Consider the following 14,143-nt stretch of genomic DNA (forward strand, 5'->3'; position numbering starts at 1 on the left):
AATCCTCCTATCGTTCACAGTCTATTCTTTAATAGTACCATGTATTTCGTATGATATGAAGCCCATCTCAACATTATTAGCTGATTCTTTTAAATTCTATTAAACAGGTCGTCCCTTTGTTAGGTTTGCTCAAGAAAGATATTCGGCCATTCATCGCTTTTAATAGGCTTGTAACCACCATAAGACCTAATCCTGTGCCATTATCTTTAGTCGTATAGAAGGGTAAGCCTAATGATTTAATCTGCAAAGGAGTCATTCCCTCTCCAGTATCCTCGATAGACATAAGGATCAAATTACTTTCAAGTGATGTATGTATCATTATTTTACCACCACCGGGCATGGCTTCAATGCAGTTCTTCAGCAGATTCAGCAGACATTGCTGGAGCTTTTTAGATTCACCCAAGATGAGCAAGGGTTGATCTGTGGCGTGCTGGATATGCATTTCAATGTTGGATATGGTCAATAAAGAATTGATTAAAGGTATACTATTCGAGATTTCTGTTTTAATGTCTATCGGAACAATTTTTTCCACATTTGGCTTGGCGAAATTCAAATAATCGGTAATGATCGTATTGGCGCTAACGATGCTTTCTATTGCAAGGTTAACAAATTTATTTCTAATCTCAGCTGTAATATTGTCGCGTGCCATTAATTGCAGAAAGCCACGAGTGGTCGTTAATGGATTACGAATTTCATGTGAAATGGAAGCGGCCAATTGACCAATCAATTGAAATTTATCGGCGTTTATGAGCTCTTCTTTCATCTTCTCTTGCCGCTTTACATGGTCATAGATATAACAAATAAATATCGAATGATAGACGAATAAAGTCGAATCTATTTTTTCAAAAGGACATAAAGTATTGTGATAACTATCATTATGTAAACAAATAGCAGTTTGCGTTTAAGATTGGTATTCATAAATAAAGGGGCAATAATTAAATAGACCAAGCAAGCACACATAACATATAGCACACAATGAAGCTCGAAGTTAATGATGTTCTGCAGGTATACCAATCCTTCCTAATTTTAGCACAAAGCAACTTATTATCTCACAAATCTTAAGATTTGCCACATAATAAATTAAATTGGACAGATTGAAGGGAGCTGACTGCAGAGATGAATGGCATAGGCCGACTCATATTTAGCGAGCATAGTAAAATAATTAAACAGCGCATGATTTTTAGAGAAGGAATCCGTCAGAAAATGTAAAGTAAAACCACCTTTAACATGACGATAATGATAAATTTTGGATTGGGAAGGGATTTTGTAAAGGGGTGGAGGAATTAGAGGGATCAAGTCACTTTCAATGACAATTCTGTGGCTAAATGCAATTTTTTGATTGTAAGCTGCAGCAAATGTCGGATCGCCAACTCGTGGTGCTCCATAAGTATAGACTATAGGAGATGCAAATTTGGTGTTATAAGCCAAATCAAGCGCACATAAGGTAGCTAAAGCGCCACCTAGGCTATGTCCGGTAATGATTAGTTTTTTGTGGGAATCACTTTTAGCTAATGCGTCGAGGATTTGTTTTCTTGCTGAAGCATATATTTCAGTAAAACCGCGGTGAGTATTCCCGCCATTGGCAAACCAAGGATAAGGCATTTGACGTGCGATTAAATCCGATACAGTATCTGCTGCTGATGTTGTTCCGCGAAAAGCAAGGACAATTGTATCATCGGACTCGATTAAATACCCAAATGTTTCTTGGGCGAATCCATAAGCTTCAGCTGAGAAAGAGGTCATATATCGATAGCCGGCAGGAACAATAAAGCGTCCTGCAGAATCGAGAAACTGATTATAAGTTTGATGACAGGAGCAGATTAAAAAAAGTGCCAGCTTGTAGTTGATTGTTTCCAACATGATTATCGCCTGCCTTAAAGGATCTAGGCGTTATTATATGTTAGATGGATGCTCAGGGTTCGAGTTAGGATAGGAAAACAATTTATACTTTTGTGAATATACGGATTTGGTTAGCAGAAAATCATCAATCATTTTATGGGAGTAGCTTCCATTAATCAAAACTAACATTCCATCAATGTTTTTTACATAATTACCGTTTGAAAAGTTTTCTCCTCTAATTAGACCTTCATTGTCAAAGCATTTTTCTATGGCTTCATCGAATGATAGATTATATTCAGACATATTAGTAACCTCCAGTTAAAAAAAATCTTAATAGTGTTTACCCAATGGATAGGTTATTAAAACAAATCCAGTTTAAATGTTTATTTTGAACTATGTAAAACAAAATATGGGATTGAATAACATCCCATATCCTGTAAATTCATTGAAATTAGATGACAGTACGTACAGTGATTTCGCCAAGGTAACGGCCTGTGTTTGGTGGTGCATATGGAAGAGTTACCGGTGCTACTCCTACAGCATCAACTCTAATACGTACAGTATTGCCAGTTAAGATTCCAACTCCAAGCAAAGCGTCCGCCGAAGCTATCGCGACATTATCGGGATTGCCAAGATTGTTATCTACGAATAATGGAATACTTAGAACAATGATACCTAATATATTAATGACATCAAGTGTTGCTGTTACTGTAATTGTTTCATTACCTGCATATGCATAAAAAACGCTCACGGGCAGGATAACTGCGAGAATAGGCAGACCGACAACAAAAAAATCAGTACGCAACGTAACTATTTGTCCCGATGCATTATTAGGCGACCAAATGTACGCGTTAACTCCATCAATAAAAGGTGTAGTTGGAGCTACGAAAACTGCAGGTGTTGGCAGTGTCCCTGGCCCTGCTGCTGTATCTGCTATTACCAAAGTATTAGTGGGGCTAGTAAAATCTTGTAAGGCTAATGGCATTTGAATTACCTCCTGTTAAATGTATTATGCCACCTTGTGACATATCTTATAGTATTCAATCTAGCAACCTTTGATTGGACAGAATAATTAATAGTTTGAAAAATAGTAGAAAGATATAAAAAAGTAATTCTTAACGGTTAAGATAGCCGTCCATACCATATCAGCATAACTTTAATACTTATATAGGGAGCATAGAATCGTTACTATTAAGCCATTAACAGAAGGAGATAGATTTATGAGAATATTGCTTGCTACCTTTTGGATTATTCCACATGTTGGTGGAGTATGGAATTACATGGGGCAGCTTAAGAAAAAGCTTGAGCTGCTAGGTCACGAAGTCGATATCCTTGGTTTTGGCGAGGGGAACAAGTATGTTTATATCGTAAATGAACACCGCAAGGTAAAAAGAAGCAAGTTAATCCCTCTTGTCGAAAAAAAACAAGGCAAAAAACCATATCCAGAGAATTACGCAGATCCAGTAGTGAAATATTGTGAAGTAGAAAGCCGTGTTTTTGAATTAGCTGCAGCTTATTTGGGTTTAGATAAATATGAAGTCATTCATACTCAAGATGTACTTTCAACCGTATGTTTAAAGCGTGTTAAACCAAGCGGAACTGCATTGGTAGCTACTCTCCATGGTTGTGTATCACATGAGATGCGCCATCAAATAATGAATTCGCCTACTTTTGAAATGGCAAAGGCTTATTTTGATCAGCTGGAGTATATTGGTGCTACTTCTGCTAAATATACGATTGTCGCTAACCAATGGTTAAAGAATATTCTGATGGATGAGTTCAAAGTTCCGGATAAAAAGCTCAAAATATTGCATTATGGCTATGATGTGGAGACCTTTCTGAGTCAAATGATTGATAAATCGGCCATTCAGCTGCAACGTCCAATCGTCCGTCCAGCAAATAAGAAAGTCATTCTTTATACAGGTAGGCTCGTTGAGCTCAAAGGTGTTCATCACCTATTATCTGCACTCAGTCAGTTAAAGGAAATCCGTAAGGATTGGGTGTGCTGGATTGTTGGAGAGGGAGAAAAATATGCAGAGCTGAAAGTCCAGAGTGAGGTCTTGGAGTTAACGGATTATGTGTTTTTCTACGAAAAACGAGATGATATTCCTCGTATTCTAGCTAGATCAGACATTTTTGTATTACCGAGTCTCCTCGAAAACCAATCTTTATCCGTAATAGAAGCACAAATTGCCGGAAAGCCTGTAATTGTTAGTGATGCTGGCGGCTTGCCTGAAATGGTGGAGCATGGAGTTACAGGGATAATATCGCCCGCAGGAGATGTTGAGAAATTATGCTACAATTTAGATATATTGCTAGGAGATAAAGCCTATAGAAAAGAGCTCGGAGCTAATGCTAAAAAGTGGGGGATGGCTTATTGGTCGCTGGATGAAGGGGTTAGAAACGTGGTAAAGGTTTACGAAAGTTCTCTTTCACAAAAAAGAAAGATTGAGAAAAATAGTCCATCTACTTAGTTAATGTGTTGACTTAATTTACTAATCACAGTATATTGATTACGAAAACTAAATATTAATACGGGAGCTTAGGAAACTTTGCTGAGAGGAAAGCTAAATCGCTTTCGACCGAACCTGATCTGGATAATGCCGGCGGAGGGAATTTACACCTAACCTACGTGGGCCACAACTCTAATTGTTGTGGTCTTTAATTTATCCGCTCCTTGATCAGGGAGCGTTTTTTTTGTTTGTAAAATTGGAGGGGGAAGAGAAATGAAGAAGTTTTATTTGCAAGGATTAGTAGTTGTAATGTTAATGATATTGGTTTTAACGGCTTGTGGTAAATCGGATAAAGTGAAAATAGTCTTGGATTGGACGCCGAATACGAATCATACCGGACTTTATGCTGCACTGGATCAAGGTTACTACAAGGATGCCGGTCTAGATGTTGAAATCATTCAACCGAATGAGAGCGGGGCTGATACAATGGTTGCATCCGGCAAGGTGCCGTTTGGGATAAGCGGTCAGGATGGCCTTACCCAAGCTAGAACACAGAATGTACCTGTCGTTTCAATTGCTGCGATTATCCAGCACAACACTTCAGGGTTTGCCGCACCTGCAAGTAAGAATATTAAAACTCCCAAGGATTATGAAGGTAAAACCTATGGCGGTTTTGGCTCTCCATTCGAGAATTCAGTGCTGCAAGCGATGATGGAGGATGCTAAAGCTGATTATAGCAAGCTGAAAAGCGTAAGCGTCGGTGATGCGGATTACTTCACGGCTATCAAGAAAGATATTGATTTTGAATGGATTTTCTATGCGTGGACCGGGATTGAAGCGGAATTGCGCAAGGAGCCTTTGGATATGCTGTATCTTAAGGATTTCAATGAGAAATTGGATTACTACACACCGGTTTTAATTACGAATGAAACGATGATTAAAGATAATCCAGATACAGTAAAAGCATTCGTCGCAGCAACTGCAAAGGGCTACAAATACGCAATAGACCACCCTGCAGAAGCCGCAGAGATACTAATCAAAGCTGTTCCAGACATTAATAAGGATTTAGTGAGAGCCAGCCAGAAATGGTTGAGTCCGCAGTACCAAGCAGATGCGCCGCGTTGGGGTGAGCAGAAGAAGACGGTTTGGGACAATTATGCAAATTGGTTGACCGAGCACAAGCTTTTGGAAAAGCCACTAGATTCAGATAAAGCTTTTACTAATCAATTCTTACCCGAATCATAATCAAAATGGAGGTTTTAGAGATGGCAAACGCACTTTTAAGTATTCAAATTATACCAAAAACTAAAAACAACGAAGAGGTTATCCCTTATGTGGATCGCGCCATTCAAGTTATTCAAGAGTCAGGTGTTAAATATCAGGTGAGCGCGATGGAAACCACTATGGAGGGTGACATTGAACAGCTGCTGGAGATTGTGAAAAAGATGAATGATGCCATGATCGAGTTTGGCAGTCCTAGTGTGCTTTCTCAAATCAAGCTTTTATTCAAACCCGAAGGTGCATCGATGGATAAGCTGACGGAGAAATATCGCTCATGATCAGCTCCAAATGGTTTAAAGCAGCTTGGCCACCAATAATGGTGGTTTTTCTGCTGCTTGTAGTCTGGCAGCTGGCAGTTGTTATTTTTAATATTGAGTTATGGATCTTACCTGATCCGATTTCGATTATACAAGAAGGTATACACAATTTTAGAAGTCTATGGATGCATACGGTTGCTACTATTAAGCTGACTTTAATTGGTTTTGCAATCGGAATTGTTATTGGAGTTGGTGTCGCATGGCTGCTGCATTTAATACCGGGGTTCAAGAAGGGATTTTATCCTATTCTAGTGCTTACACAGAATATCCCGATGATTGCCCTTGCTCCTCTGCTGATGATCTGGTTTGGCTTTGGGGTTCTGCCTAAAATTATCGTTATATCAATTGTAGTATTTTTTCCAATTGCAGTTGCGTTGATGGATGGATTTCTACAAACAGATCAAGTCATGTTAAATTATATGAAAATGATTGGTGCAACTCGGCTGCAAATTTTCCGTAAACTTGAATTGCCCCATGCTTTGCCGAGCTTTTTCTCAGGCTTAAAAATTTCGGCTACTTATGCAGTCTCAGGTGCAATGATTTCAGAGTGGCTTAGCTCGGATAAAGGGATTGGTTATTATATGAAGCAGCAAAAAGCAGGTTTTAAGACGGATCGGGTATTTGATTCGATTTTTATTATAGTGCTGCTGAGTATAATTTTATTCTATTCCATCGTTATATTAGAAAGCATCGTGATTCGTTGGAAATCGAGGTCGCATAAATGGAACTGAAGCAAATTTCACAAACCTTCATGGAAAATGGCAAAATCGATACGGTTCTTAAGGATATCTCTTTACATGTCGAGAAAGGCGAGTTTGTCTCGATCATTGGACCGTCTGGATGTGGGAAAAGCACACTATTTCATATCATAGGTGGATTAGTAGCCCCTTCACACGGTGAAGTATGGATAGATGGCAAAGAAGTGACCGGACAAAAGGGTCTTATTAGCTATATGCCGCAAACACATGCCTTGTTTCCTTGGCGGACCATTGAAGAAAATGTTATTCTCGCTCAGGAGGTCGCTGGAATTCCCGCCAAGCAATCTATCGCTCAAGCAAGAGAGTGGTTAGCTAAGGTAGGTTTAGCTGGCTATGAAAAAGCATATCCGCATGTTCTATCAGGCGGAATGCAGCAAAGGGCTGCATTTCTCCGCGCCTTACTAAGTCCGCAGGAATTCATGTGCTTGGATGAACCATTTGCCGCTTTGGATGCCTTAACTCGCATGGATATGCAGCGTTGGTTACTCTCGATTTGGGAGCAGAATAAACGCTCGGTTTTATTCGTTACGCATAGTATCGAAGAAGCGCTGTTCTTATCGGATCGGATTTATCTGCTATCGGATAAGCCCACTACGATCATTCAAGAAATAGAAGTGCCATTTCCACGCCCTCGCCGGGAAGAAGTATTAAGTGAACCGATGTTTCAAACCTTGAAGCAGAAAATCTATGCCACAATGAAAAGAGTGCATGTATGAAAACAATTGATGCCCATATCCATTTGGACCTCTATCCTGTGGCAGAGCGTCAGCTTATCTTAGATGAGCTGACGTTTTTTGCTGTTCAGTCTGTAATTGCTGTCTCGATGAATTTAAACTCATGCATGGCTAATTTGGAGCTTCAGCGGCTGCATCCAGAGCAGGTGCTTGCAGCATTTGGCTTTCACCCTGAGCAAGATTTGCCAGCAGATGAGCAGCTTGAGCAGCTTTTTGCTTGGATAATTCTGCATCAAGCTAAGATGGTGGCAGTTGGTGAGGTTGGCTTGCCTTATTATAATCGTCTTGAAGCAGAGGAGCAGGGCTTGGTTTTTGATCTGAAGCCTTACCTCGCATTACTGGAACGGTTTATTGCGTTAGCTGCTGATCTAGGAAAGCCAATTATCCTGCATGCCGTTTATGAAGATGCTGATCTAGTCTGTGATTTACTGGAGAAATATAAAGTTTCACAAGCCCATTTTCATTGGTTTAAAGGCAGCCGTGAAACGGTTGAGCGAATGATCGACAAGGGATATTTCATTTCATTCACGCCTGATATTCTCTATGAGCAGGAGATTCAACAGCTGGCAGCCATTTATCCCATCACCCAAATGATGGTGGAAACAGATGGGCCGTGGCCATTCGAAGGACCATTCTCCGGACAAACGACTCATCCGCGTATGCTAGCTGAGAATATTCACAAGCTAGCGGAAATTAAGGAGTTAGATCCTGAAGAGGCTGGAGAAATTATTAGACAGAATACAATCGCTTTCTATAGGATTAAGGTAGAGAAATAGGCGTGAATGAAGACCCGCCAAGTGGCAGGATCCGCATTCACGCCCACATAACATTATATAACTACTTGATAAGGGACTTTTCTAGGGTAGGGAGCTTTTGGAGGATGTGGAGGAAGAAGTAGTCTTGCTGCTTAGAATTCCTAAATTGGTAAAAGTCCTCTTGAGTACGATTAGGAAATACATGGGTTTGATGCAGCTTATCGGTCACATAAATCGCTTGCTCTTCATTATTGTAACCAATTGCGACGATTTTGTTGGATGTAACAGGAATCATTTTTATTCGATTCAACCCCTTCACTTTTTTATTGGAAAAAAGATATGGTTCAGATTAAGCAGGGAGACAAAAAATAAGCATCATCAACTTTTGTGTAGAATCATCAAGTCGATCAAGCTTATTAGGTGGTAAATTTTGTGCTTATCTGTAGTTAAATCATACAGAAATTCGAGCTTAACGTCAATGGATTGCGCTTACAAAATGCATATACGGAAGTGTTTATTTTGTAAAGTATTTTGGATTATTGTATGATTGTATTCATCTTATATAGGAAGAAGTGTAGGCATGGAAATTGTTAGAGTTCAAACTATGGAAGAGTTAAACCAATGCTTTACCATCCGGAAGATCGTATTTGTAGAAGAGCAGGGAGTTCCAGCTGACATCGAAATCGATGAATTTGATGCTTCTCCTGAAGCGTGCCGCCATTCTTTATTGTTATATAATAATGAACCTGTTGCGACAGGCCGTTGGCAAGCTTATAAAGTGGATACGGCTAAGTTGCAACGGTTAGCTGTTTTGAAGCCATTTCGAGGTTTAGGGATAGGAAAGAAGTTAATTCTAGCACTTGAACAGCAAGCACGTGAAGCTGGATTTCAATACACTTTATTGGATGGGCAATGTCATGCGGAAGCATTTTATCTTAAGTTAGGGTATGTTATTATCTCAGATGAGCCATTCGAAGAAGCTGGAATTATGCACGTGCGTATGCAGAAAACATTATAAAGAAATAGCCTGCGCCCCTTGTCGGAGTTCAGGCTATTTTTTTGTCTAAGATTTAACTATCAATACATTTGCGATTTTCTAATTATTGCTGAGGACCCATATGCTTCAGATACGGAGTGATATCGATACCTAAGCTTGCTGCAAGTCGATTGCCAAGATCAGCATCGGCAATATAAAAGTTGCAGATGGCACGTAGTACAGTTTTGGAATCGACATTGGAGAGATCGGCTGTCATATTCTTAATGACTTGAGCCTGCTGCTCTGCCGAATAACGCTGCCAGACCTGACCAGCTTGCCCAAAGTTATTCGTTTTCTCGATTTTTTGGCGACCTGCAGAGCCATTCAATGGAGATATAGTCTCAGTTATGCTGGGATTTTCCTTAGGTGTACCTTCATGACGATTAGGCTCGTAATTAATGTGTTGGTTCTGTGGTTTAGTTTGCATAGCTCCATCACGCTGATTATTCTCAACCTGTGCATAGGGGCAATTAATCGGCAATTGTAAGTAGTTGGTGCCAATCCGATAACGTTGAGTATCTGAATAAGAGAACAAGCGCCCTTGCAGCAGCTTGTCTTCGGATGCTTCGATGCCAGGTACGAGCACACCAGGGTTAAAGCCAACCTGCTCAGTTTCAGCAAATACGTTAGCTGGGTTGCGATTAAGAATCATCGAACCGACCTTTTGGAATGGAATTACGTCTTCAAACCAATCCTTGGTTGGATCAAGCGGATCAAAATCGAAATTATCTAAATCGGCGGGATCTAATAGCTGTACGAATAATTCCCATTCAGGGTAATCGCCCTGCTCGATGGAATCATAAAGGTCCCTACTAGCATGGTTAAAGTCTTTTCCTTGAATTTCGGATGCTTGCTCAGCAGATAAATGATGAACGCCTTGCTTAGGCACCCAGCGATATTTAACATAAATCGTATTGCCATAAGCATTAAGCCACTTAAACGCATGAACACTAGAACCGCGCATCTGGCGGTAATTAGCCGGTATGCCTTCATCGCTAAACAGATGGACCAGCATATTAGTTGATTCAGGTGTAAGTGACATGAAGTCCCAGTAACGATCAGCATCTTGAATATTCGTCCGCGGATCGGGCTTTAAGGAATGCACCATGTCTGGGAATTTCATCGCATCTCGAATGAAGAAAACGGGCAGGTTGTTGCCAACAAGATCATAATTGCCCTCTGTTGTATAGAATTTCACGGAGAATCCACGTGGATCACGCAAGGTCTCTGGTGAATGCTGACCATGAATAACGGTTGAAAAACGCACAAACACAGGTGTCTCTAAACCTTCTTCTTGGAGAAAAGCTGCCTTTGTATAACGCTTCATAGGATGGGTTACTCTAAAGACACCATGAGCACCTGCTCCGCGAGCATGCACAACTCTTTCTGGAACGCGCTCCCGATCAAAATGAGCAAGCTTTTCCAACAGCTGATAATCCTCTAATAGAGTAGGGCCTTGCTTGCCGGCTGTTCGAGAATTCTGATTATCCCCAATGGGTACACCTTGGTTCGTGGTCAAATGACTCATCGATTCAATCTCCTTTATAAATAGAATAATATAACTGCATAAATATAAGCTTAACCTATTAAAATTAGGCGTAAACGAGGGAATGCTCTTCGACAAAACGCTCGCAATCCAATGCGGCCATACATCCACTGCCAGCAGAAGTAATCGCTTGTCGATATTTGTGATCCTGAACATCACCGCAAGCGAAGATGCCGGGAATATTCGTATCTGTAGTACCTGGATTCACAATTAAGTAACCTTGATCATCCGTTTGAAGCTGCCCATCTAGGAAGCCAGTATTGGGAGTATGGCCTACAGCAACAAAAATCCCATCTGTTTCATAAATTTCTTCGATACCTGTAGTTTGATTGCGGACTTTTAATCCCGTAACGCCTTTTTCAGTAGCAATAACCTCTGTTGGAGCTTCATTCAAGCTCCAAACAATTTTTGGATTCTGTCTGGCTCGATCCTGCATAATTTGCGATGCTCGAAGATCGCTGCGCCGATGCACGACACGAACCTCAGTGGCAAATCGCGTTAAGAAATTAGCTTCCTCCATCGCCGAGTCGCCGCCGCCAACTACAATAATCTTCTTGCCACGGAAGAAAAAGCCATCACAGGTAGCACAAGTGCTAACTCCTCTGCCTATATTATCTTTTTCTCCGGGAATACCTAATAATTTAGCCGAAGCGCCAGTGGATACAATAATGGATTCAGCTTCGATTATGCCAAAGCCTTCAACGCTGACTTTGAATGGGCGCTTGGAGAAATCAACATTATTTACCCAGCCCGTTTTGAACTCAGCACCAAATCGTTGTGCTTGCATCCGCATATTATACATTAGCTCCGAGCCAAGAACGCCATCCGGAAAGCCAGGGAAATTCTCGACTTCTGTTGTAGTAGTAAGCTGTCCCCCGGGTTGGTTGCCTTCGATTACCAAGGGATTTAAATTAGCGCGTGCGAGATAAATGGCAGCTGTTAAACCTGCTGGGCCTGTTCCGATAATAATAGTTTTATACATATGAAAGCTCCTTCCTATAAACAACTTAATTTTTCTGATCCAATGATTGATGCAGCTTAGCCAATAAACCCTTGAAGTCTGCAAGCAAGGTAGTGAATTCCTCGGCATTTAAGCCGCGTTGACTCATCATTTCGCCTGGAATGATACAAGCCTGGGCTTCCAATTGCTTGCCTGCTTCTGCTAAATGGATGAAAACTTTCCGTTCGTCATCCGTTGAACGCTTGCGTGTGACAAGCTTGGCTGTTTCCATACGTTTCAAGAGAGGTGTTAGAGTACCCGAATCAAGGAACAAGCGTTCACCTAAGTCTTTAACAGTTACGCCGTCCTGCTCCCATAAAACCAACAACACTAGATACTGTGGATATGTAATGCCAATTTCCTCAAACCAAGGCCGATAGAGCTGGGTCATCGCCCGTGAACAGGCATAAACCGTGAAGCAAAGCTGATTATCCAAGCGCAGTGCTTCTTTAGCGTTCAATTTATTTCACCTCAGCCTTTAGAAGTTTTCTAATATCATTTTCCATCTCTTCAGGTTTAGCCGTTGGTTTATAGCGTTTAACAACCTCACCCTGACTGTTGATTAAGAATTTGGTAAAATTCCATTTGATCCGATTTGTAAGAAACCCAGGTGCTTTTTTACGCAAGTATTTAAATAAAGGATGAGCATTCGAGCCATTGACGTTTATTTTGCGGAAAACGGGAAAGGTAACTCCATAATTAATCTGGCAGAATTCTTGAATTTCGGCATCCGATCCCGGCTCTTGATTCATAAATTGATTGCTGGGGAAACCAAGCACTTCAAAATTCTGCTGCTGATATTTATCGCGCAATTTCTGCAAGCCTTCGTATTGTGGGGTTAAGCCGCATTTGCTTGCTGTGTTGACGATTACGAGTACTTTACCTTTATAATCGGCCAAGGACTTCACAGCTCCAGATGTGGTTTCGGCTGAAAATTCATAAACATTCATCTAATTTGCCTCCTTATAAATATAGATTGTGCACAATTAAATTTTGTAAAATAAATATATCGCTATTTAGCTATTATGTCAAATGTTAATGAAATAGTTTATAATTTATTTACTGGAGGCGAAGCAAGTGGCACAATTTTATTATCGGTATTCGACTATGAATGCTGGCAAATCGATAGACGTATTGAAGACTTACCATAATTATAAAGAACAAGGAAAATTGGCCTTGTTATTCTCATCAGATAAAGATGATCGTTATGGAGTTGGCTTTGTGGCTTCACGCATTGGAATGAAGGAAAAAGCGATCATGTTTGATGATGAAACTAATATTTTTGAGATTGTGCAATTTTTTGTGCAGCGTGAAATTCAGGTGGATTGTATTCTGGTTGATGAAAGTCACTTTCTGAGAAGAAATCAGGTGCTGCAGTTAGCCGAAATTGTCGATGATTTGAATATACCTGTTATTGCTTATGGCTTGAGGACGGATTTTCGTGGAGAGCTTTTTGAAGGTAGCAATGCTTTATTCAGCGAAGCGGATAAGGTCGAGGAGCTTAAAACTATCTGCTGGTTCTGTTACCATAAAGCAACACGCAATCTGCGGGTTCAGAATAATGTGCCTACTTTTCAGGGAGAGCAGGTGGTTATTGGCAATAATGCGGATAAACAGGAGAATGAAGTCGCGTACTTTCCAGTATGTCGCAAATGCATGAAGAAAATGAAGGTTAGCGGCAAGCTATTGCCCTTGCCAGAACGGAAGAAGTCCGAAGTAGAGCGGCTGTTCTGGGATACATATGAGGAATATACGGAATCAGGAAGGAAATGATTACCTGTGGATATGAATCAAAAAAAGGCTATTTTACTTGGAGATTATACGAATCCCCCTTATCATCCATTAGATGCTATCGAGCATGAGTTAGTTGAAATTCTTAAGGATCAAATAAAGGTAGTAGCAACAGAGGATTATGATATTCTGCAGGCAGATAATTTGAATAAAATAAATTTGTGCATCTCTTATACAGACTGCTGGAATAAACAGGTGACCTCGGGACAAGCCGCTGGCTTGCTTTCATATGTAAGTGGTGGAGGGGGTTTGTTAGTGCTGCATACAGGTATTTCGCTTCAAAATAAGTATGAGCTCTTACAGATGATGGGGGCTAAATTCATAGGGCACCCTCCTTTTCAGGAGCTGAATTTCGAAATTGCTCCAGCAGCAGAACATGAAATTCTAGATGGCTTTGAGCCTTTCACCGTTAAAGACGAGCCGTATCAATTCGAGTTTGATCCGTTCACCGAGAAAATGGTTCTATTCGAATATACCTATGAGAATCAGCGTTGGCCTGCAGCATGGGTGCATGAATATGGATTAGGGCGGATCGTCTATTTAATGCCAGGACATACAGTAGCTGCTTTCCAGAATCCCATTTATCGTAGAATAATTCAAAATAGTGCTAAGTGGCTTACGCAGTAGCTTCCC

18 protein-coding genes are annotated in these 14,143 nt (G+C 40.6%); 9 read left to right on the forward strand and 9 right to left on the reverse strand.

What is annotated here, in order from left to right:
- Nucleotides 1–76: 76 nt before the first annotated feature.
- From EHS13_RS11760 to EHS13_RS11775, 4 genes are all read right to left on the reverse strand, one after another.
- Nucleotides 77–763, reverse strand: coding sequence for an ATP-binding protein (locus tag EHS13_RS11760; protein WP_227013899.1), 687 nt, complete (start codon nt 761–763; stop codon nt 77–79).
- Between the two features lie 317 nt (nt 764–1,080).
- Nucleotides 1,081–1,860, reverse strand: a complete 780-nt coding sequence (locus tag EHS13_RS11765; protein ID WP_155700533.1) for a lipase family protein — start codon at nt 1,858–1,860, stop codon at nt 1,081–1,083.
- A gap of 33 nt (nt 1,861–1,893) precedes the next feature.
- The gene (locus tag EHS13_RS11770) at nt 1,894–2,142 is read right to left on the reverse strand and encodes a hypothetical protein (RefSeq protein WP_155700534.1); all 249 of its coding nucleotides are present in this window, start codon (nt 2,140–2,142) and stop codon (nt 1,894–1,896) included.
- A 148-nt stretch (nt 2,143–2,290) separates the two neighbouring features.
- Entirely contained in the window at nt 2,291–2,824 is a 534-nt protein-coding gene (locus EHS13_RS11775; protein WP_155700535.1) for a hypothetical protein, read from the reverse strand.
- 235 nt (nt 2,825–3,059) lie between these two features.
- On the opposite strand from EHS13_RS11775, the gene EHS13_RS11780 reads away from it, so the two are divergent.
- The 6 genes from EHS13_RS11780 (at nt 3,060) to EHS13_RS11805 (ending at nt 8,158) form a co-directional block, all read left to right on the forward strand.
- The gene (locus EHS13_RS11780; RefSeq protein ID WP_155700536.1) at nt 3,060–4,313 is read left to right on the forward strand and encodes a glycosyltransferase family 4 protein; all 1,254 of its coding nucleotides are present in this window, start codon (nt 3,060–3,062) and stop codon (nt 4,311–4,313) included.
- 252 nt (nt 4,314–4,565) lie between these two features.
- Nucleotides 4,566–5,537: an ABC transporter substrate-binding protein gene (locus tag EHS13_RS11785; protein WP_155700537.1), complete on the forward strand. Its 972-nt coding sequence runs from the start codon at nt 4,566–4,568 to the stop codon at nt 5,535–5,537.
- A 20-nt stretch (nt 5,538–5,557) separates the two neighbouring features.
- Nucleotides 5,558–5,851, forward strand: coding sequence for a thiamine-binding protein (locus EHS13_RS11790; RefSeq protein ID WP_155700538.1), 294 nt, complete (start codon nt 5,558–5,560; stop codon nt 5,849–5,851).
- Nucleotides 5,848–6,621, forward strand: coding sequence for an ABC transporter permease (locus EHS13_RS11795; RefSeq protein ID WP_155700539.1), 774 nt, complete (start codon nt 5,848–5,850; stop codon nt 6,619–6,621). The genes EHS13_RS11790 and EHS13_RS11795 overlap by 4 nt, the downstream gene beginning before the upstream one ends.
- A complete protein-coding gene (locus EHS13_RS11800) occupies nt 6,612–7,364 on the forward strand; it encodes an ABC transporter ATP-binding protein (protein WP_155700540.1) in 753 nt (250 codons plus the stop codon). Before EHS13_RS11795 ends, EHS13_RS11800 begins: the two co-directional genes overlap by 10 nt.
- On the forward strand, nt 7,361–8,158 hold the full coding sequence (locus EHS13_RS11805) for a TatD family hydrolase (RefSeq protein WP_155700541.1): 798 nt from the start codon (nt 7,361–7,363) through the stop codon (nt 8,156–8,158). Before EHS13_RS11800 ends, EHS13_RS11805 begins: the two co-directional genes overlap by 4 nt.
- A gap of 61 nt (nt 8,159–8,219) precedes the next feature.
- On the opposite strand, the gene EHS13_RS11810 is transcribed toward EHS13_RS11805, so the two are convergent.
- Nucleotides 8,220–8,456 (reverse strand): hypothetical protein, encoded by a 237-nt coding sequence (locus EHS13_RS11810; protein WP_227013900.1) that lies wholly within the window; start codon nt 8,454–8,456, stop codon nt 8,220–8,222.
- A gap of 261 nt (nt 8,457–8,717) precedes the next feature.
- On the opposite strand from EHS13_RS11810, the gene EHS13_RS11815 reads away from it, so the two are divergent.
- Nucleotides 8,718–9,155, forward strand: coding sequence for a GNAT family N-acetyltransferase (locus tag EHS13_RS11815; RefSeq protein ID WP_155700543.1), 438 nt, complete (start codon nt 8,718–8,720; stop codon nt 9,153–9,155).
- A gap of 82 nt (nt 9,156–9,237) precedes the next feature.
- On the opposite strand, the gene EHS13_RS11820 is transcribed toward EHS13_RS11815, so the two are convergent.
- The 4 genes from EHS13_RS11820 to EHS13_RS11835 all read right to left on the reverse strand — a co-directional run bounded on the left by EHS13_RS11820 (nt 9,238) and on the right by EHS13_RS11835 (nt 12,669).
- Nucleotides 9,238–10,701, reverse strand: coding sequence for a catalase (locus EHS13_RS11820; RefSeq protein WP_155700544.1), 1,464 nt, complete (start codon nt 10,699–10,701; stop codon nt 9,238–9,240).
- A 64-nt stretch (nt 10,702–10,765) separates the two neighbouring features.
- Nucleotides 10,766–11,701 (reverse strand): thioredoxin-disulfide reductase, encoded by a 936-nt coding sequence (gene trxB / locus EHS13_RS11825; protein ID WP_155700545.1) that lies wholly within the window; start codon nt 11,699–11,701, stop codon nt 10,766–10,768.
- Nucleotides 11,702–11,726: 25 nt separating this feature from the next.
- Nucleotides 11,727–12,179, reverse strand: a complete 453-nt coding sequence (locus tag EHS13_RS11830; protein ID WP_227013901.1) for a MarR family winged helix-turn-helix transcriptional regulator — start codon at nt 12,177–12,179, stop codon at nt 11,727–11,729.
- A gap of 1 nt (nt 12,180) precedes the next feature.
- Nucleotides 12,181–12,669 (reverse strand): glutathione peroxidase, encoded by a 489-nt coding sequence (locus tag EHS13_RS11835; protein ID WP_155700546.1) that lies wholly within the window; start codon nt 12,667–12,669, stop codon nt 12,181–12,183.
- Between the two features lie 127 nt (nt 12,670–12,796).
- On the opposite strand from EHS13_RS11835, the gene EHS13_RS11840 reads away from it, so the two are divergent.
- The gene (locus EHS13_RS11840; protein WP_155700547.1) at nt 12,797–13,492 is read left to right on the forward strand and encodes a thymidine kinase; all 696 of its coding nucleotides are present in this window, start codon (nt 12,797–12,799) and stop codon (nt 13,490–13,492) included.
- Between the two features lie 12 nt (nt 13,493–13,504).
- Nucleotides 13,505–14,137, forward strand: coding sequence for a ThuA domain-containing protein (locus EHS13_RS11845; protein WP_155700548.1), 633 nt, complete (start codon nt 13,505–13,507; stop codon nt 14,135–14,137).
- The last annotated feature ends 6 nt before the right edge of the window (nt 14,138–14,143 follow it).

The organism is Paenibacillus psychroresistens (assembly GCF_009728935.1).
GTDB lineage: Bacteria > Bacillota > Bacilli > Paenibacillales > NBRC-103111 > Paenibacillus_AC > Paenibacillus_AC psychroresistens.